The 20323-nt window shown below is 35.8% G+C and carries 14 protein-coding genes and 1 pseudogene; 5 read left to right on the plus strand and 10 right to left on the minus strand.

Annotation, left to right across the window (positions count from 1 at the left end):
• Positions 1–102: 102 nt before the first annotated feature.
• The 3 genes from IPI65_03165 to IPI65_03175 form a co-directional block, all read right to left on the minus strand.
• Positions 103–519: a hypothetical protein gene (locus IPI65_03165; protein ID MBK7440544.1), complete on the minus strand. Its 417-nt coding sequence runs from the start codon at positions 517–519 to the stop codon at positions 103–105.
• A gap of 129 nt (positions 520–648) precedes the next feature.
• Entirely contained in the window at positions 649–1377 is a 729-nt protein-coding gene (locus IPI65_03170) for a T9SS type A sorting domain-containing protein (GenBank protein ID MBK7440545.1), read from the minus strand.
• A gap of 153 nt (positions 1378–1530) precedes the next feature.
• Positions 1531–3579 (minus strand): Omp28-related outer membrane protein, encoded by a 2049-nt coding sequence (locus IPI65_03175; GenBank protein ID MBK7440546.1) that lies wholly within the window; start codon positions 3577–3579, stop codon positions 1531–1533.
• A gap of 157 nt (positions 3580–3736) precedes the next feature.
• Between IPI65_03175 and IPI65_03180 the strand changes: the two are divergent.
• Positions 3737–5136: pseudogene (locus IPI65_03180) on the plus strand (FAD-binding protein).
• 188 nt (positions 5137–5324) lie between these two features.
• The gene (locus IPI65_03185; protein ID MBK7440547.1) at positions 5325–6722 is read left to right on the plus strand and encodes a hypothetical protein; all 1398 of its coding nucleotides are present in this window, start codon (positions 5325–5327) and stop codon (positions 6720–6722) included.
• Here the strand turns inward: IPI65_03185 and rsmI are convergent, their stop codons facing one another.
• The 4 genes from rsmI to IPI65_03205 all read right to left on the minus strand — a co-directional run bounded on the left by rsmI (position 6723) and on the right by IPI65_03205 (position 9953).
• Positions 6723–7388, minus strand: a complete 666-nt coding sequence (rsmI, locus tag IPI65_03190) for a 16S rRNA (cytidine(1402)-2'-O)-methyltransferase (protein ID MBK7440548.1) — start codon at positions 7386–7388, stop codon at positions 6723–6725.
• A 126-nt stretch (positions 7389–7514) separates the two neighbouring features.
• Positions 7515–7766: a phosphoribosylformylglycinamidine synthase subunit PurS gene (gene purS, locus IPI65_03195; GenBank protein ID MBK7440549.1), complete on the minus strand. Its 252-nt coding sequence runs from the start codon at positions 7764–7766 to the stop codon at positions 7515–7517.
• Complete coding sequence (locus tag IPI65_03200; GenBank protein MBK7440550.1) at positions 7756–8544, minus strand: CDP-alcohol phosphatidyltransferase family protein; 789 nt, start codon at positions 8542–8544, stop codon at positions 7756–7758. Before IPI65_03200 ends, purS begins: the two co-directional genes overlap by 11 nt.
• A gap of 119 nt (positions 8545–8663) precedes the next feature.
• Complete coding sequence (locus tag IPI65_03205; protein MBK7440551.1) at positions 8664–9953, minus strand: aminopeptidase P family protein; 1290 nt, start codon at positions 9951–9953, stop codon at positions 8664–8666.
• Positions 9954–10093: 140 nt separating this feature from the next.
• Here IPI65_03205 and IPI65_03210 point away from each other — a divergent pair, with 140 nt between their 5' ends.
• The 3 genes from IPI65_03210 (at position 10094) to IPI65_03220 (ending at position 14222) form a co-directional block, all read left to right on the plus strand.
• Complete coding sequence (locus tag IPI65_03210) at positions 10094–11548, plus strand: PDZ domain-containing protein (GenBank protein MBK7440552.1); 1455 nt, start codon at positions 10094–10096, stop codon at positions 11546–11548.
• 80 nt (positions 11549–11628) lie between these two features.
• Positions 11629–13176 (plus strand): T9SS type A sorting domain-containing protein, encoded by a 1548-nt coding sequence (locus IPI65_03215; protein ID MBK7440553.1) that lies wholly within the window; start codon positions 11629–11631, stop codon positions 13174–13176.
• Between the two features lie 119 nt (positions 13177–13295).
• Positions 13296–14222: a hypothetical protein gene (locus tag IPI65_03220; GenBank protein MBK7440554.1), complete on the plus strand. Its 927-nt coding sequence runs from the start codon at positions 13296–13298 to the stop codon at positions 14220–14222.
• Positions 14223–14287: 65 nt separating this feature from the next.
• Here IPI65_03220 and IPI65_03225 read toward each other — a convergent pair whose 3' ends face one another.
• From IPI65_03225 to IPI65_03235, 3 genes are all read right to left on the minus strand, one after another.
• Positions 14288–18394: a T9SS type A sorting domain-containing protein gene (locus IPI65_03225; protein ID MBK7440555.1), complete on the minus strand. Its 4107-nt coding sequence runs from the start codon at positions 18392–18394 to the stop codon at positions 14288–14290.
• Between the two features lie 370 nt (positions 18395–18764).
• A complete protein-coding gene (locus tag IPI65_03230) occupies positions 18765–19424 on the minus strand; it encodes an outer membrane beta-barrel protein (GenBank protein ID MBK7440556.1) in 660 nt (219 codons plus the stop codon).
• Between the two features lie 31 nt (positions 19425–19455).
• A complete protein-coding gene (locus IPI65_03235; protein ID MBK7440557.1) occupies positions 19456–20121 on the minus strand; it encodes a hypothetical protein in 666 nt (221 codons plus the stop codon).
• Positions 20122–20323 lie beyond the last annotated feature (202 nt).

Consider the following 20323-nt stretch of genomic DNA (forward strand, 5'->3'; position numbering starts at 1 on the left):
ACAAGATTATACCGGATAGCAATAAAAAATAAGTAGACTTTTTAGGCATTGTAGCGACAAAAGGCACTTAAACTGTTACATAACCACTTGATTATAAGGTAGTTATAAAAAAGAATGTAACCAAGCTACAGCAGACTGGTCATCACCAAAAATGCGGGTAGGACGAACCGGTTTATTTACTTTCAGGTAAAAATTGGCTAAAACACGAATCGGCCAGTTATCATGAATAACTAAGGCGTCTGCAATTGTTAATTCATGAGCAGCAACAATATCTTTAGCTTTTTTGCTGAATCCAATATTGGTAGCATATAGGGCCAGGATAGGGAATTTTTTACCCTGGCTAACACTTTTAATACCTTCTAAAACCTGGGTAACATCAGGCACATCAAAAAAATGACCTTGTTTTATTTGTACCTGAACGATTAAATCGTGGCGTAAAAAAATGGTGAATTTATTTGTGTCAATTATTTCTGAAACAGGAATCTCAGGATGTTTAATATTGGCGGAGATAATTGACATGCGACTATAAATCTCGGTTATTTTTAAACCAACACCAAATTTTTATTCAAATCAATTTGCAAATTCCTTACAAAACAAAAACCCCGGCTTAATGATTAAGCCGGGGTTTTGTTGAATTATTTTATGTATTTATTCTACAATTACCTTTTCAGTGTAAACACCGGAATTATCAGCATTTATTAAACGAACAAAATAAATACCCGCAGGTAAATCATTTAGGTCGAAGGTCATTTTACCGGAAGCTGTTTCCCAGTTGTAACTTCTTACAATATAACCTGTTGTGCTTACAATATCAGCATGTTGAATGTTTGCGCTAAATGAAGCAACAGCGTTAATTACATTTTTTGCAGGATTAGGATAAATTAAAAAATTATTATCGTTAACCGGTGTAACAATTAATGTTTCACAATCAACAGCTTCAACACCTAAACGCGCATGAAACACACCTAAAGCATTATAATTTGCGCTATCCAGCACGCTGTAAAAATTAACTTCTACAGTTCCGCATCCCGGAAGCGGATCAAACGCACCATCGTGATAATTACGTGCATCAAATTTTACGTACACAGTTCCGGTTGTATCTGCAGGAGCATCAAAATAATAATCAGGTTCATCAGCAAAATCGGCCCAACATAAATTAAAATCACATACCGAAGTTTTCCAACCTTCAGGTATATCATTTACTGTTCTGGTCCAGGTCATTGTTTGATTAGTACCCATATTGTGAAATTCGATATGTACTTCGTTAATGGTAGTAGGATCGCCATCAATTTCGGCAGTAGCGGGTGTCAATGAGATTTGTGAAAATGCCGAAATGGATAACATCGATATACCGGCAACAAGAAATACTTTTTTCATATGATAATAAATTAATAAGGGTTATTTTTTTAATATTTTAATGTTGTTCCAGAGAGATGAGGAAGGTGATTTGTTTTTTCTGCTTAAATACTAAGCATCTGAAATTTAAAAAAGAGCAGCACGATTTAATGTGCTGCTCTTTCTAAAAATGAATTATTTTATAACATTTAATTTTTCAGTTTGAGTGCGTTGTGTTCCATCTGTTAAATAGAAGAAATACATACCGCTCCTTAAATCTGAAGTCATTAACTGATAAGCATCAGTGCCGGCTGCAATTGCATCCTGCATAATAATTTTACCAGTGATATCTGTAACTACAAGGGTGTAATTTTTATCGATATTACTTAATGAAATTACAGTTGAGTTTACAGCAGGGTTTGGATTCGCAGCACCTAATAATCCTTGAATAGCCTGATCGTAAGCAATACCATCTAAATCACCTTTAAAGTAAAGGTAAGTTGCTTCCATAACTGCATTACGAACAGCATCATCTTCAATCATTTCTATACCAATACCCAAATAAACTGTTTTGTAGTCAGATGTTTCAGAACGAACACCACCTACTTTAGTTCCGGCATTGTAAGTGAAAATATCAAAACCATCAACACCGTTTACTTCAATTTGATCAGGATAGTAATATGTGGTACCATAAGGTTTGCTGATATCACTTGCAGCAACATCACCATACCAAGGTTCATCAACAACTGCAGTAAATGAAGTAGCACCTGCAGCAGCATCATTTACAAATGAAGCGTGTAAATAATTTTCATAAAAATCAACAGCTTCAGGATAGTATGCAGCGTATTCATTTACTTCCCAACCTATATCTTGTCCTGAAATAAATAAATTACCACCATTATCGAGGAAATTCATTAATTGATCAATTTTCGCAGCATCGCTAACTAAACCAGGGAAGGTCCAGCCTACGTTGTAATAAATATTTTCAACGCCATCTAATGAACCGCTGTCGAAACCTTTTTTCATTGTAAAATGAGAAGTTGCAGCCCATGTAGTAACGCCTGCAGCATCTAATGCATCTGTATATAATGATTCCCAATCGTAAGTTCCATAAGGTGTTCCATCACCGAAACTTACTTCGTTATTTACAACTAAATCTGTAACGCCGGAAATAACATAATAATTTAATACCTGCGGCATAATTTCCGGATTATCAGGAAATTCAACTGTAATTGTATATTCACCAATTGCAGATGTACTTCCAACGTTAACATTTAAATCGATTGGTAAAGTACTTAAAGCATTAATTGTTGAAGATGCAGTTGATGTATAAGTTGTTCCGTTATAAACAAATTCAGCACTCCAGTCGCCCGGTTGTGAAGCAGTTAATGTAATGTCAATATTCGCATTTGCATCACCAAGGTTGATAATATCACCAGCGAATGCATTTGCACCACCAACTGTTCCTTGTGTGAAAGCTGCAGCTGACATATTTACAACTTCTACTTCAGGATCGCCTGCTGCACCTGAATTTAAAACTTCTTTTGTTGCAACATTTTGTACCCATGCTAAAGTCATCATATTAGCTGGAACATAAACTGCATCATAAGTATAAGAATAATCAAATGAAACTGATGAGCCAATTGCAGCAGGTGTTATAGCAACACCACCTGAACCGGTTAAAAATTCACGAAAAACGTTAGGAAATTCAGTTTCACCATTTGTGCCGGGAGCTGATACATAATCAATTATATGTTCAACTGCAGCAGCTTTTAATTTATAAGTACCAGCAGGAACAGTTCCAACAGTTTGCACTTCAATATGCACGTTAACTGTTGAACCGGCAACTGTTTCAGTAACCAAAATACGAATAGGGCTTGATTCAGCAACAAGGTTGTTAACGATGTCTTGTGTTACACCTGCAGGTGAACCAAATTCGGTTCCGTTTGCAAACATATCAGGCACACCTGAAACACCATAATAATCTACCATGGCATCACTTTCACTCGGATTAAAATCATACATCGGGTCAATTCCCGGCCATGAAGTATGGTAGGCAACGTGGTGTACATTACTTTCATTCGCGTAATAAACGTCCTGAAAAAATGGATTCTGAGCCGCACACGGTCCGCATGACGCTTGTGTAAAATGCTCAAATAAGGGATATTTTTTTGCTTGCGCAAAGGTGGTAGCAGATGTTAAAAGGAGCACTGCAACCGATAATGAGTAAAAAATTTTTTTCATTTTTAGCAATTTTAAGTATTAAAGGTAGCGACTTAGTACAATCTTTACAAAGGAAAAAGGCTGTACTGACATGGAAGTGACAATTTTTTCTGATAGTTGACGATTTCGGTGGATTACGATTGAGGTGTAGCCCAAGCAAAACCAATACCTTTGTAACATGTTTCAGCCAATAAATGAGGCCATTATTGCTGCTCTGAAGGCAATAACAGGCGAAAATTTTGTTTTTTTCGATGCGGAAAACCTTGAAAAATACGCCCATGATGAAACGGAAGACCTGCGATATTACCCTGAAATAGTAGTAAAACCGGGCACTCCGGAAGAAATTGCAGCTATTTTAAAGTTGGCTAACCTGCATGATTTTCCCGTAACCCCTATGGGCGCACGAACCGGATTGAGTGGTGGAGCACTGCCTGTTTTTGGTGGAATTGCGCTGAGCATGGAACGATTTAACCGCATTCTCGAAATAGATGAACGTAACCTGCAGGTAACAACCGAACCCGGCGTTATTACCGAAGTGCTACAAAATGCCGTTATTGAAAAAGGATTGTTTTATCCACCAGATCCTGCCAGTAAAGGGAGTTGTTTTATTGGTGGAAATGTAGCCGAAAATTCAGGTGGACCAAAAGCGGTTAAATATGGTGTTGTAAAAGATTATGTGCTCAACCTTGAAGTGGTATTACCTACAGGTGAAATAATTAAAACCGGTGCAAATGTTTTAAAAAACGCAACTGGTTATAACCTTACACAATTATTTGTAGGTAGTGAAGGTACACTTGGAATTATCACCAAAATTGTTTTGAAATTAATTCCGTATCCACAAAAAACACTTTTACTGCTCGTGCCTTTTACAGATGCAACAAAAGCTTGCGCAGCAGTAGCCGAAATATTTAAAGCCGGCATAACGCCTAGTGCCATGGAGTTTATGGAGCGTGATGCAATTGATTATGTATTAAAATTTAATACAGATATTAACGTTGAAATTAAAGACCATATTAAAGCACATTTATTAATTGAAGTGGATGGAAATAATATGGATGTATTAATGCAGGATTGCGAATTAATTACTCAAATAGTTGAACAATTTGATTGTGACGAAATATTATTTGCTGAATCAGAACGTGAAAAAAACGACTTATGGAAAATGCGTCGTAAAGTAGGGGAAGCTGTTAAACAACATTCTGTTTATAAAGAAGAAGACACCGTAGTGCCTCGTGCTGAATTACCAAAATTATTGTCCGGTGTAAAATTAATTGGTGCTAAATATGGTTTTCAATCGGTATGTTACGGACATGCGGGAGATGGAAATTTACACGTTAATATTATAAAAGGCAACCTTACTCAACAGGAATGGGATTCACGTTTGCGGCAGGTATTACCGAAATTTTTGAACTGGTAATTGGATTAGGGGGTACAATTAGTGGTGAGCATGGCATTGGTTTAGTGCAAAAAAAATATATGCCATTGGCATTCAATGAAGTACAGCTAAATATCTTCAGGAACCTCCGTAAACTATTCGACCCAAATGGGATTCTGAACCCTGGAAAAGTGGTGGATTAAACAATTTTTTAAAGTTTTTTACGTTTTTTTCGGAAAGTTCATTTTTTTGTCATAATTTTTCAGCAACAAAGTCGGCTGCCCTGCGTTTTACTACCTCAAACGACAGGCAAAATGAAACAAACACCTGTCTGCACACACTCACCTGATCGCACACACACAGGTTTGTTCACTTATTAGATTACCACTTTATGCCACGACAGGTATTATTTATAGTTGTTGCTGTATTACTACTGTGCAATTATCAAATTTATGGTCAGGAATTTTCCGGTCTAAGAACGGATAATTATTCCGGGTCGAATGGTATGTTGTTAAATCCCGCAGCACCTATTTCAGGGAAATTACCATGGGACGTCAATATTCTTGCTTTTGGAATTAATGAAGATAATAATTACCTAAAAATTCCGGACCCACTTTTTAAATATGTAACTACTTCTGATAGTATTACAGATGTTGATTTTTATAACCCGAATAAATTATATGGTCATGGAAATGTATTGTTACAATTGCCTTCAGGATTTATAAAATTTGATGATTATGCAACGGGAATTTTTTTTACTGCTCGTACTGCAGGATATGTGTTAAGTAAAAAAGATACGCAGGCTGTTTCAAGAGTTTTGGATGTTCCTATAGATTCTACTTTGTATATGCCTGAGTTTAATGCAGGTGCGCTAATTTGGGGAGAGGTTGGTGTAAATGGGGAAATGACTTTGGCAAACAATTCATTATTTGCCATACATCTCGGTATTAACTTGAAATATCTTGCAGGGTTTGAAGCAGTGTCATTTAGAAATAACAACGAATTTAATTATTTAAAAGATACACTCAATACTACTACTCCTTATTTTGATGCCAATTTTGATTATACCCGTAATCTTGGTTCTAACTTATTATACGACCCTTCTAATTATGCATTAAATGGAAGTGGTTTTGGAATTGATATTGGTGGATATTTTGAAATTCATAAAAGGTCAAAATTTAAGTATTCAAAAAAACTGGAATACACATGGAAATTTGGTGCCGCATTAGTTGATTTAGGTGCAATAAAATTCAAAATGAATTCCGGATCATATCACTTGGTGCAGGATGAACCACTGGTTGTTTCAAATCTTGTTTTAGACTCAATTGGTGATATTGATGAATTTAACAGAACCGGTTCACGAACAATTTACGATAATAGTGAGCAATCAAAAGACCGTAGCTCATTTGCAATGTATTTGCCTGCTGCATTAATTTTAACTGCAGATAAACCGCTGCCACATAACTTTTATATTCAGGCAATGATTGTACGTCGTTTGCCGAATTTTGAAACTAATTTAATTGCAAGGTCCAATTTATTTAATTTAACTCCACGCTATGAATCGCGTAAGTTGGGTGTTTCTATGCCGCTATCGGTTTATGAGGACAGGGAGTTTAGAATGGGAGCCTCTGTCCGGTATTTATTTTTAACAGTGGGTTCAGATAATCTTCGTACCTGGACGCATGAAAAAGATTATGCATCAATTGATTTTTACGTAGGTATTAAAATAACACCGTACTGGCTGGTGCCTGATTCGAAAAAGAAATTTCTTGAATGTTTAAAATGGTAATTATAACGGTGCTATTACCATAACAAATTCGCCGCGTGGATCATGTTTTGTAAAATGGGCGAGCAATTCTGCAGCAGTGCCGCGCCTTGTTTCTTCGAATTTTTTAGATAATTCCCGCGACACACTAATTTTTCTTTCACCACAATACTCAACCAATTGCGTTAATGTTTTAATTACACGATGTGGCGATTCATATAAAATAATTGTCCGTGGTTCTGCAGCAAGTTCTTTGAACTTGGTCATGCGTCCTTTTTTAACGGGTAAAAATCCAATAAATACAAACTCATTATTCGGGAATCCGGAATTTACCAGTGCGGGAACAAATGCAGTAGCCCCCGGAAGTGTTTCCACTTCAATGTTTTTTGCAACACAAGTATGTACTAATAAATATCCCGGGTCAGAAATTCCCGGTGTGCCGGCATCAGAAATAAGCGCAACATTTTTCCCGTCCGCAATTTCATTTGCAATTTGCTCGACCTGCGCATGCTCATTAAATTTATGATGCGCAATGGTTTTTGTTTTAATATTATAATGATTGAGCAAAACATATGAAGTGCGGGTATCTTCAGCTAAAATCAAATCTACCTCACCCAATATTCTAACCGCCCTGAAGGTAATATCTTCAAGATTGCCAATAGGTGTGGGTACAATATATAATTTAGCCAAGTTGCTGATTTTATTATTATAAATTTTTATCCCGTTACAAATAATAATTATTATTTGTTGCACGATAAAAAGCCTGAAGTAGTTTATTCAGATAAAATCAGTTTACTGAATGCTTCCTGTAATTTCTCAGGCTTCTTTAATTTCAATTTCGAAACTTTCCATTATCGCATTGGCAAGTAATTTTTTACATGCTTCCGTTGCAATTTGCTCAGCCTCAGCCTTGCTTCCCGCCTCAATGTGCAGCTGGATATGTTTTCCGATGCGTACATCTTGTACAGCGTTTAAATTTAAATTTTTCATGCTGCCTGCAACTGCTTTACCTTTTGGGTCAAGCAATTCTTTTAAAGGCATTACATTTATTTCAGCTTTATATGCCATTTTCTGATATGTTTTTTGCTATTGAAATAATAATATATAATAAAATAATAACCGGAATAATCACAAAATATACATGCAATATTAATATTCCGATGAATGATATAATTAAACTTAATAATATCAACCCGAAAAGCCATTGATTTTCTTCAAACTTTAAGGATTTTATTTTTAAACTTAACATGCGAATATCACTTACCATTAAATAACTTAACCCGGCAACAATAATTAACAACACCCAGTTTTTTGTCAGCATTGTAGTTAAACCCATTTCATCACGCAATATGATTAATGGTAATGAAATAACAAAAAATGCCATACTTGGTGAAGGTAAACCTCTGAATTCATTTGCCTGTCTTGGGTCAATATTAAATTTTCCTAAACGCACTGCTGCAAATATGGTTAATGCAAATCCAATGGCATAAAATAAGATAGGATAATCAAACGCATTATAATTTGAATAATAGGAACGTCCTAATAATTCATACATGATAAGCCCGGGTAATAAACCAAAAGTAACCATATCGGCAAGTGAATCTAATTGTTTGCCTAATTCACTTTGCACTTTTAATAATCGTGCAATAAATCCGTCAAAAAAGTCAATAACACCAGCTAAAAGCACACAATAACAGGCGAGATGAATTTCACCCATGTCGATAAACATATCGCGTTCACCACTCATAATCACCATGTGATCATTAAATAAATAAACTACACCCATACAACCCAAAAACAGGTTGAATAATGTAAGGAGGTTTGGTATGTTTTTTACTAAGTTCACAAAGTATGTTTAGCAAATTATTTAGGATATTGGCGTTATTAATTTTTTATAAACGGATTAATTGGTAAATTGTTATTTATTGTTGATTCAAGGATTCAATTTTTTTAAATCGAAAATTATTATTTAGCCATCAAACTTTCAATTTCATCCACTTCAACCGGACAATCACGCATAAAATCGTATTTACCGTTTGATGTAATCATAATGTCGTTTTCAATACGAATACCTATACCTTCTTCAGGGATATAAATTCCAGGTTCACAGGTTAATACTGCACCTTCTGCCAAAGGAGCATAATGATCACCGATATCATGAACATCTAAACCCAAATGATGTCCTGTTCCATGCATAAAATATTTTTTGTAAGCAGGATTATCAGGGTTTTGATTTTTAATATCAGTATCAGTTATCAATCCCAGTCCCAATAACTCTTTTTCCATTACCTTACCCACTTCTGCATTAAAGTCTTTCAATATCATACCAACATGCATCATATTTATTGCCTCACGCTGAACGCGTAATACTGCATTATATACATCTTTTTGGCGCGGTGTAAATTTGCCGTTCACAGGAATGGTTCTGGTTAAATCGGCACAATAATTTGCATATTCCGCACCAAAATCCATAAGTATTAAGTCGCCGTCGTTGCAGGGTAAATTATTATCTACATAATGTAATACACAAGCGTTGGCTCCACTGGCGATAATACTTCCATAAGCCTGGCGGGTAGCACGGTTGCTGAGAAAAGTGTGCATGATTTCCGCTTCAATTTCAAATTCCATCACACCCGGTTTAACAAATTTCAACACGCGGTGAAAGGCTTTGTTGGTGATGTCGCAGGCAGTCTGCATTAATTTTTTCTCAAATTCACTTTTTCTGGTGCGCAATTTTGCCAATATCGGAGCACATCGTTCAAATTGATGTAAGGGAAAGCGATTTTTAGTATCTGCTATAAAACGAGCATCACGTGTTGGCACTATAATATTTGCCCTGTCGTTTTCATTCGTGTTCAGATATACATTTTCAGCATGATTCATCAACATATTAAAAATGGCAGGGAATTCTTCTTTCCAATGAACCGTACTGATACCGCTGGTTGCAGTAGCCTCGGCCTCGGTATATTTATGACCTTCCCAAACTGCTATATAGGCACTGGTTTTCTTTAGGAATAGCGCTTCGCGGTATTTAGGATTAGGGCAATCAGGGTATATAAGCAGTATACTTTCCTCCTGATCAATGCCGCTGAGATAAAAAATATCGCTGTTCTGTTTGAAAGGATGTGTTTGGTCAGCATTAAACGGCATTTCATCATTACTGTTAAAAATGGCTATGCTGTTGGGTTTCAGGTGTTTAACAAAGTTGTTTCTGTTTTGGATAAACAACTGGCTGTCGATTGGCAAATACTTCATATTGTTATTCGGTTGCGGCGCTAAAGGTAGTGAAAAATGCGTTTGGGGTTCTTGTCAAATTATTGCATTTCTGCACAGGTGCTAAAGAGAGTAGGGGTTTTATATCAATTTTTAATAATTTTAAACTGAAAACCACACTTATGAAGACATTTTCCTTTCTTTTTTTATTCCTTACTATTACTAGTCATCAACTTACAGGACAAGTGAAAATTCAGGCTAATGGTGTACTGGGATTCCAATATCTTATCGATACGATTTCCGGTTTGCCCATGGTAGATTTATGTGTACCCGGCAGCCCGGCTTCAGTCAATGGTTTAAATCATGGTGATAAAATATTAACAATAAATGGACAAAATACCAATGGTATGTCGCTTATTGATGTGTCAAACGCTATTAAATCAAATGGAACCGGCGATGCAGAATTATTTATTGAACAAGTAAATGGGAATAAACAATTATTTACAATTCCTAAAAAAGGTTTTGTTAATATTTCCACCGGGCAATTAACATATAATATTTACTTCAACAGTGATTTTACTGTTTACACTAATAGCACCGAACCATGTATTTGGGGTATTGATTGTTTTAATGGATTTGGGTATTATGCCTATTCCTCATCAGAGGCGTTTCTGGGTGAAATTTTAAACGGGCAGCGGGTAGAAGGGCTATATTATTATACGGAAAACAATAAACCTTATTATTATTTCGGGGCATTTAAAAATAATGATTATTCGGGCCATAGCGAATTGTCGTATCATGATGAACAAACTAATGAGGATAATATTTACATAGGTGATTTTGATTACGGTGTACCTCATGGTTATGGGGAAATTAAAAGGACAAACGGTGAATTAATTTATGCTGGATATTTTTTTTACGGTATAGAATCCGGATATGGTAAAGGATATTACGCCGGCAAATGGGAAGAAGGGTTCTGGATAAATAATATGTATTGGCGCCCGTGGCCTGAAGGTGTGCCACATTATAATCCGGCAACAGAGTTTGCATTATATGACATGGTATTAAAACAAGAAGAAGCAGCCTTTAATCTGGAAGTTGAAGCAGCAAAAAAAGATTTGGAAGCGTATTTTAATTCCACATCAAATTCTACCTTAACCAGCACGCAAAATAATACATCAACACAAACTTATTCTATAGAAAACTACCCTTTCGGAAGTAGCGAGCAGTTATCCAATTTGCGTTCGCTTTGTGAAGGTTTACAAAATACAAGTAATTCTTATTACACCTATTCTAATCCCGGCTCTATTACATTTGATACTTATGCGGTTGCAGATATTCAATACGTTTCATTTGATATACCCGCCGGTAAAGAATTGCAGGTAGTATTTTTTATCGAATCTCCCCAATATGAAAAAATTCGTATTTATCCGAACACCGTTGCATTCAATTATGAAAATACAAATGGAGGTGAACCAACTATGTTTTTTACAGATTGGTTATCTGCCGTTAGTCAAACTGTTGTTGTAAGAAATACGCATACCATCGACGGACATGTTTTAATTAAAATAGTTGCTGACCCATCGCAATATTATCAAAAGCGAACAATTTATTATGTGAGCGGAATTTCGAAATAATAGATAGCATAATCTATTCACTCCCCCAATTGTGGTATTTCCAACAATAACGGTTACATCGACCTTTGCTAAAAAGGTATATGAAAAATATTTATTTGATTGGATTGGTGCTTGCGGCACAATCGGTGTGCGCTCAACATTACGACGAAACGTTTAATGGTACAGGGGTCGTTACCGGTTTTACCACATTTAATGGCATTAATATGATAGAACTGCCTATTGATGTGATTTATGAGCCGGGCACAGAAAAAATAATCATGATGAACCAATTTAACGGCGCAGGTGGAACCTTGCACAGATTTAATACAGATGGTTCTCCTGATTTATCATTTGGTGTAGACGGCGTGCAGGAAATTGAACCCGAAATTGACAACAGGTTTATAAATGTTTTTCCAAAACCTGATGGATATGCAATTGCAGGGTTTGTTTCTCCGGCTTATAATGTATATAGTCCCTTTGTAATGCACATCAATTATGATGGTAGCACTGATACTGATTTTGGGGTAGATGGAATTAATGCAATAAACAGCATCGATTCATTAATTACTTATTATGCTTCAATGGGTAACTCGGGTAAAATTTCAATTACCGGTTGGGATTACAAACCGTTTTTTTCTGAACCGGCTGCCGGCTTGATGCAATTTGACGCTGAAGGGAATTATAATACAGCATTCGGCTATGAAACATTGGGAATTGAAGAGTTTACCCAATTTCATGCAGCATATGAGCTTGCAGACGGACGAACTATTGCTTACGGTTCTACCTACAATATTACACATGATACCACAATTGGTTTTGTAACTTGTTATCTGGAAAATGGTTTGCGAGATGAATCATTTGGTGTTGATGGTTTTGTTTTTCCTAAACCTGAATCCCCTTATTATAATTTTCAATTCTACCGCGCTACTCAAGGTGCCGATGGTTCTATTTATTTGGCAGGAATAAAATCCAATAATCCGGTATATTATTTATATGTAGTAAAAATGGATGTAAATGGAAATATTGATGAAAGTTTTGGAACTAATGGAAATGCTTACGTAAATGCCACCGATATAACGGAATGCAGACAAATTGTTGTAACGCCTGGTAATGAAATTTATTTACTAAGTTCCGGCCATATGCAAGATGACGCGACACTTCAAACCAATATATTAAAATTATTACCAAATGGAGAACCTGATTTATCATTCACAAATGGATTGCCGGCTGAATTTAGAATTACAATTGATGGCACAAATGACAATGATGATATAGACGGCCATCAAATGATTATTCAGCCTGATGGTAAATTGGTTGTAACCGGTGAAGTAGATGGTTTATCGGGTAATACTGATTATTTTGTTTGTAGAGTTGTTACCAATTCTTTACCCATTGCAATTAATGAAACCAATGTAAAAACACAAATATCGTTATCGCCAAATCCAACAGTAAATCAATTTACAGTTCAATCACAGGAAATCATTAATAAATGTGTAATTTATTCCGCTAATGGCGCAGTAATTAATTCGCTTTATTTTAATAGCAACAATTTTAATTACAACACTGCCGATTTGCCACAGGGTTTGTATTTTATTAAATTATATCTGCAAAATAACCAACAGGAAGTTTTATCTTTTATTAAAAACTGATTTTTCATAGCTGTTTATACATTGGGAAACTATTTTTTTAGATGTAATTACTGTTAAAATTTCATCTACTGAGTAGTGTTCCCAATGTTTTACTTATATTTATAGCCAAAACTATAAATATGAAAATCTTCAAATTAACAATCCTGTTGGTGCTCCTCGGCTCCATCGCCCCGGGATGTCAAAAACCACTTGACATTTTAGAAGAAACCTCCACACTCCAATCAACACCTGATTACCGACTCATGACCCCGGCTTATTACCGAGAGGCAGAAAATGGTGCATCCATTCAAATTCGTTTCTACGAATCACCACGAATTTATGACCTTGCAAAATCACACCCTGATTTTGACGTTATTAAAAAAATGGTTGATGATAACATCACTTCAAAATTACCAATACGGGTTTATGAAGGCGGTAAACTAACACCATTTATTACATTGGTTGAAGCTGAAGCTGCTTCTGCTGAGGAAATAGCATTGGACAAACAAAAATATGTTATTACACCCGAAGCTACCTCGTACAAAAAATATGTGCCTAATATGACTATTCTTAATGGCATATTTGATTTTTGTGCAGCTCAGGGTTGTGCAACAGGAACAGCTACTATTGATTATTGTATTCCATTTCAATATGTGGTTGATGGTTGTTACGCACGCGCACATAAAATGCGCCAGATTATGCTCAGCAATTATAATGTCAGTTGCGAAAAAGTATTTAGTTACGAAGATGTAACAGGATTTTTAGCAGTTGATGCCGGCGATTGTTGCGTATACTGGTGGTATCACGTTGCGCCACTCGTTACTGTAAAAAATGTAGGTGGCGGATATACAAAATATGTAGTTGATCCAAGTATGTTCGAAGGGCCGGTTACAATTGATACCTGGACTTCAGCTCAAGAAAATTTGAGTTGCTCTCCTTCCGCTAATTTTGGTTATACAGAAATTACACCTGGTTATATTTACTCACCGGGTGGAGGAACCGATAATTCATATATTTCAACTAACTGGACTTTGCAGGCTTACGCAAATTTGGAAACCTGCGATTGAATATTTCTAAATAAAAAAAAGGCCGCAAACTATTATGGTTTGCGGCCTTTTTTGTAAAACTAATTTTATTTAACAATCGCTATCGTTTTTTCGAATGTAGCATTGCCAACCATCACTTTAACAATATATAATCCTTCAGCAAGATTATTTACCGGTGTGATTTCTGCATTAATTGTGTTGTTATTAATATCAGTATTCGTCTGATAAACAACTTCACCTACCATATTGAATAATAAGATATCAGCAGATTCTGTTTCATTACCAATTATTGATAAATCAATGGTAAAGGTTCCATTACTTGGGTTTGGATAAACGTTGAAAGATGAACTTTCGATTCCTGCAACATCACCTTCTTTACATGATTGAGTTATGGTATATTTAGGAGAACGCTGAGAACAACCTGTAGCTGTATTTGTTACTTCAACAGCATAATTTCCTCCCGTTGTTACGTTATAGATATTTGAAGTTGCACCTGCAATTATATTTCCGTTTCTAAACCACTGGTAAGTTAAACTTACACCACCACTTGTTTTAAGTTTTATTGGATTAGCAGTACACAAATCAGTAAAACCTGTAACGTTTGTTATTGTAGCTGTAGGGCTAGATAAAAGTGTAACTACAACTGCATCAGATAAATCAGAACAACCACCGGGAACGGTTACCATTACAGTAAAGCTACCGTTTTTACTAGCATTATATGTCATGTTTGTTGCTCCGGCAATGTTTGTACCATTGCGTTTCCACTGATAGCTATAGCCAACACCTGAATTAGCAGTTAATGTAACAAAATCACCTTTACAAACTGAAGTTGAACCTTCAGGTGTAATGGTAGCAGTTATTACATCATCAATATTGCCATCACAATTATCATCTATACCATTACAAATTTCAATAGCACTTGGATTTACACTTACGTTACTATCATTACAATCAGTACTATCGGTAACATAACCTGCTGGTAATCCACAAGCAAGTGTTGTTGAAGAAATATCCCCAAAAGTATCATTATCGGCATCAGCATAATAAGTTAACTGTGTGCCGGTTATTGTAACAGTTTGATTTGCTGTTAAAAAATTTCCGTTAACATCAGTTACAGTCCAAACTACTGTAGTTACACCTAAAGGGAAAATAGCCGGTGCATTGTTGGTTACAGATGCAACACCGCAATTATCTGCAGTTATAGGAGTTCCTAATGAAACACCGGTTGCAGTGCAACTTGAATCAGCTGCAATTACTAAAGCTGCTGGTGCAGTAATAGTAGGTAATACATCATCTGTTACAATTACAACTTGAGTTCCTGTAGCTGTATTTCCTGAACCATCAGTAACTGTCCAGGTAACAGTTGTGTTGCCTAACGGAAATGAAACAGGAGCATCATTTGTTACACTTGCAACTACACAGTTATCAGAAGTTATAGGAGTTCCTAAAACAACACCAGTAGCACTACAAGCTGAATTTGTGTTAACACGAACTGTATCGGTTGCAGTATAAATACCTGTTTCAGTTTCAGGATTATACATTACTAATAACTGGCCACCTTCTACAACGGCACCGGGAATTGAATAATGTGCCTGGTCATCAAGTAATAACATTCCAGGACCTAAAATTGAAGAAACATCAATAACTCCTGAAGATTCTTCGTCTTGCGTTAAGTAAGAAGGGGCGCCTAAAATATATCTGTTTTCGTCGTGCTGAGCAAGTTCAATTAACTCATCGGTTGCAATGCGATATTCCCAAATACGGGCTAAGTATTTTTGATTACCCGGATCTTCCTGAATAATAATATTACCTGCATTGTCTACAGTCATATTATCCATCATTTTTGGTCCTTCAGTTCCATCTAACAACACAGTAATAGTACCACCTAATTCAGGATTACTAATATCAGTAAATTCTAATTTCCATAAACGGCTTGGTGCTGTAAATGAGTTGGTAGTTACAAAATAAAATATTGACGGATTTTGTGGATCCCATGCACCATCTTCAGGACGTAAAAAGTTTGTTACACCCGCAGTAATAGAATTAGTATTTAAGGTTGCACCTGATAAACCAATAACAGAACCAAGTGAAGTTAAGGTAAAGTTAGTGTTTGGAGCAGGTATACTTAATGAAGATTCAGTTGAAAGACCATCAACAGTAATTCCGTATAAAATACCATTTGATAAACCAGCTTTTTCAATTTCTAATCCGGTATTCGTTTTTGTTCCTACATAAACATAAACCTGACCATTTGTAGTATTATCATCTAATTCAACAACAATAGTTTTATCCTGAGCCAAAGTGTTTGCAACTGAATTTTCCCAACCTGCTTTTCCAAGTGCAGATAATTCATATGAATTACCAGCTTCTGCACCTGTTACAATATGTGCAAATTGACGGCCTTCGTTGCCTGACTCTTCACCATTCATGAATATTTTTTCAGTTGAACCATTTCCACTGGCTGCATTATAAAAAGCAGTTTGCTCTGGAAGATCCGCTGAACAAAAACGGCTAAAAGCTGCAGCAGCCGGTTCATAGGCATTAGTTAATGCATTCCAAACAAAAGCATTTTGCATTAAGTCTTCACCTGAAACAACAGATAAGTCAGCTTTATTAATAATCCATTTTGAAACAAAAGTGCCAATAAAACCATGGTCGCGAACAACTCCTAATGTATTGCTAATTTCATGATTAATTAAAACAGTAAAGGTACCATCACCGTTATCATAAGCTCCAATACCATCCATCAAACCTGATGCTGTATAACCACCAAAAATATCGCCAGCGGTAAATACTGATGTAAATTGAACGCCAGGTTTTAACGGAGTTAAATAGGGTGATTGAGAACTTGATGGACCTGTTAAACCGGCAACTAATTCGCTTGAAGCAAACGTAATAATCGGATTTATAAATTCTTCATCTGCAGTGCCATCACAATTGTCATCTATTGAATTACAAAGTTCTGTTGCTAAAGGATTAATTAAACTATCAGCATCATTACAATCAGTACTATCAGCAACATATCCAACAGGCATATTGCATGCTAATTCAGTTGTTGCAATATCACCATAATTATCTCCATCTGCATCGGCATACCATAATACTGGTGTGCAATTTGCTTCAGGTGCCATTGAAATACCACGAATTGAAGTATTTGTAGCAGCTGTTAATAAAACGGTTGGTGTTCCTGTTAAAGTACCATTATATCCTGAAGCATCAGTTATTGTTACTAATTGGCCGCCACCAGTTGCGCCTGAACCACCTTTAATAGTGCAAAATAAAGTAACGCTTGAGCCATTTACTGTGCCTGTAATTCCTCTGTAATCATCAGCGTCAACACCTATAGTTCCATTTAGTGTCCAAGTACCAGCTACTAACGAATATTTTCTTAAAGCGTTTGCACCATCATCAGCAACATAAATTACATCAATACCGGGTATACCATCCAGATCAGCCATAAAGTATCCATATGGTGAACCTGTTGCAGCAGGAATTCCGGATAAATGCGATAAAGTTTGTAACCCACTAGTTGGTAATCCTGTGCCAACTGTTCCAACACGGTAAGTAGTTCCGCTTGCAGTTGAAAAATACAATTGATTGTCAAAAACCTGAACAACACGAACGTTTGCTAACGTAGCACTTGATAAATCATTCGATGTTGTTCCACCTAAGCTAGCATAACGAATACCACCTGCACCACCTGCCATCCACAAGTCAGTTCCGTTTGTTGTAGTTGCAGAACGTGGATTATTGGCAGATGCAAAATCTGTTAATGCAGTAGTTGTATTTACTGTACCATCTGCATAAACTAAACCAATAACACGATTTACAGAAGCAGCAGTTGTTCCGCTTAACGACGGACCACCGGTTGCTGCATCATAACCGGTCAAAACAATTGCAGAACCGTCGGCCGACCTGGTTAAGGCGCCTTCCGATGTTGCAGTACCACTTAAAATTAATCTTTTGTTTGCTCCACTAACAGTGGTTGGAAGAGCAATCGATTGAACTAATGTTCCGGATGTTGTATACTCGTCAAGATAAACAGGATTTCCTGTGTTTACCAACGAAGTAGTACCATCTCCTACACGAACAACCACAATGTTGCCCGCCGTAAATGCTGTTTGCGCATAAGTTTGTTTAAACAAACCCATAACTGAAAACAACATTCCAAAAATGTACATTTTGCGAATCATAAAATTGGTTTTTTGAAATGATAAAATGAGAAAAGTCCTGCAAAATTCCTCACCAACTGTTGTGTTTATATTAAAAGAAACGCAATTAATGATTTGATAATAAAATGTAGAATCTTTAAGCGGAGTACTAATACTATTAATGTTTTATGTGAATTTGCCTTTAATTGTAAGTTGCATAATACAATTAATGTAACACTTTTATTTTATTGGTTGATTATTAAATATTCAGTGTTAATTATTTATATTTTTTATGCATATTAAATGTAACTCAATTTTAATCACAGGTATATTTAATAATTTAATTTAAAGCCAATGTAAATAAAAAAAGCGGCTCAAATGAACCGCTTTTTTATATAAATATATTTTGTAGTTAAAATAAAATTCCTGCTCTTATACCCAACTGTTGAGGAAACATATTATCATCATTCGCATCATCTATCAACATGTTTTTTGTGCCATTCATAAAAAAGGCATTTATCATTAAATCCATATTATCGTTTAATGCATATTCTATACCTGCACCCATAGTTAAGCTGGTATTCATGCCTTCATAATCAAATGAATCACCACCGTTTTTACCATCCCTGAATTGAATGTTATCGGCAATGGTAAATCCAAGCGTTAATCCATATTGAGCAAATAAAACTGTTTTACCTAATTCATCAGAACGTAACCTAAGTAATAATGGTAAGTCAACAGTTTTAATTGAATAATCCCAAGCTTTTCCCTGGAAACTTAGCGACTCCGGATTTTGTTCAAAAGCGCCCGGTGCGGAAGTGAAATTTAATCCGCTTTGTAAAGCAAAACGTTCATTTTCTCCTAAAGTTAAATCCAGCATACCGCCAACCTGAAAACTTAAATTTGAACCTGAACTGATATATAAATCACCTTCAACAATCCACCAGTTTACTCCGGGCGCAATAAATGCACCGTAACGAAATTGTTGTGCGTTTGACTGTAAAGCAATACATCCTAAAATCAAAACAAAACTGATTTTACAAAATGTGCCTGTTATATTTTTTAAGTACATATAAATTAAAAATTGAATGTTAATGAATTAATTAAAATAATCCGGCTATTTTAATTCCGGTCTGATTCAAAAAAAGATTACTATCTGTATTGTTATCTTCATACACATTCATTAATCCTTTTGCATGAAAAAATCCAATCATGATAGAAGCTGTTTCGGTGATTGCAATTTCAGCTCCGCCACCAAAAATTAAACTGGCATTTGCAGGTTCATAAGTAATACCGTTTGAATTGCCTTTGTCGAAGAAATCAAAATCAGAATCCAAACGTTGACCGTTTAATTCATAATCACCAACTGCACGTGTTGCTTTTCCGTACGAGGCACCACCTTCACCATAAATAGTAAAAATGCCGAACTGAGGTGTACGTAAACGCATGGTTAATGGAATTTCAATGTACCGACCTCTAACCGCCCAATACTTGTCGTCATCAGATGGTTTGTTTTGTACGGTTGACATACCACTATTGGTGTAATTTAAATTTAATCCCAATGTAAAGGCAAGGTATTCACCTTTTCCAATGGTTTGGTCTAAAATTAAACCATACTGAAACCCACGAAAAGCAACAGCTGGATCATACAAATCGCTTTCAATACTCAAAATGTTTTTTGCCGGAGCAATAGAAAACCCGTAACGAAATTGTTGTGCCTGAACAACAACTGTACTTACACAAAAAAGTAAAAGGAGTGTTTTTTTCATATATCTTTTAAAAATTGGCTGTGAGCCGCAAATATATGTATGAAAAAGTAACAAAGTTGTCACTGCCGCAATAGAGAGTAATACTATGACACCGGGTTTTTGGGCATATCCACCTGATAATCAAGAAAATATCAATAATAAAACTTAAAAATAGCTAACCTTACCTCGTCACAAAACACTAATTTTTGCTCAAAAATTAATA

This window comes from Bacteroidota bacterium (genome assembly GCA_016706255.1).
Taxonomy (GTDB): domain Bacteria; phylum Bacteroidota; class Bacteroidia; order Chitinophagales; family BACL12; genus UBA7236.

Excerpts from the sequence above, each read along its gene's own strand:
- IPI65_03215 (MBK7440553.1), top strand. The coding sequence starts at position 11,629 with ATGAAAAATATTTATTTGATTGGATTGGTGCTTGCGGCACAATCGGTG.
- IPI65_03235 (MBK7440557.1), bottom strand. The coding sequence starts at position 20,121 with ATGAAAAAAACACTCCTTTTACTTTTTTGTGTAAGTACAGTTGTTGTT.
- IPI65_03225 (MBK7440555.1), bottom strand. The coding sequence starts at position 18,394 with ATGATTCGCAAAATGTACATTTTTGGAATGTTGTTTTCAGTTATGGGT.
- IPI65_03205 (MBK7440551.1), bottom strand. The coding sequence starts at position 9,953 with ATGAAGTATTTGCCAATCGACAGCCAGTTGTTTATCCAAAACAGAAAC.
- IPI65_03220 (MBK7440554.1), top strand. The coding sequence starts at position 13,296 with ATGAAAATCTTCAAATTAACAATCCTGTTGGTGCTCCTCGGCTCCATC.
- IPI65_03170 (MBK7440545.1), bottom strand. The coding sequence starts at position 1,377 with ATGAAAAAAGTATTTCTTGTTGCCGGTATATCGATGTTATCCATTTCG.
- IPI65_03230 (MBK7440556.1), bottom strand. The coding sequence starts at position 19,424 with ATGTACTTAAAAAATATAACAGGCACATTTTGTAAAATCAGTTTTGTT.
- IPI65_03165 (MBK7440544.1), bottom strand. The coding sequence starts at position 519 with ATGTCAATTATCTCCGCCAATATTAAACATCCTGAGATTCCTGTTTCA.
- IPI65_03210 (MBK7440552.1), top strand. The coding sequence starts at position 10,094 with ATGAAGACATTTTCCTTTCTTTTTTTATTCCTTACTATTACTAGTCAT.
- IPI65_03175 (MBK7440546.1), bottom strand. The coding sequence starts at position 3,579 with ATGAAAAAAATTTTTTACTCATTATCGGTTGCAGTGCTCCTTTTAACA.
- purS (MBK7440549.1), bottom strand. The coding sequence starts at position 7,766 with ATGGCATATAAAGCTGAAATAAATGTAATGCCTTTAAAAGAATTGCTT.
- IPI65_03185 (MBK7440547.1), top strand. The coding sequence starts at position 5,325 with ATGCCACGACAGGTATTATTTATAGTTGTTGCTGTATTACTACTGTGC.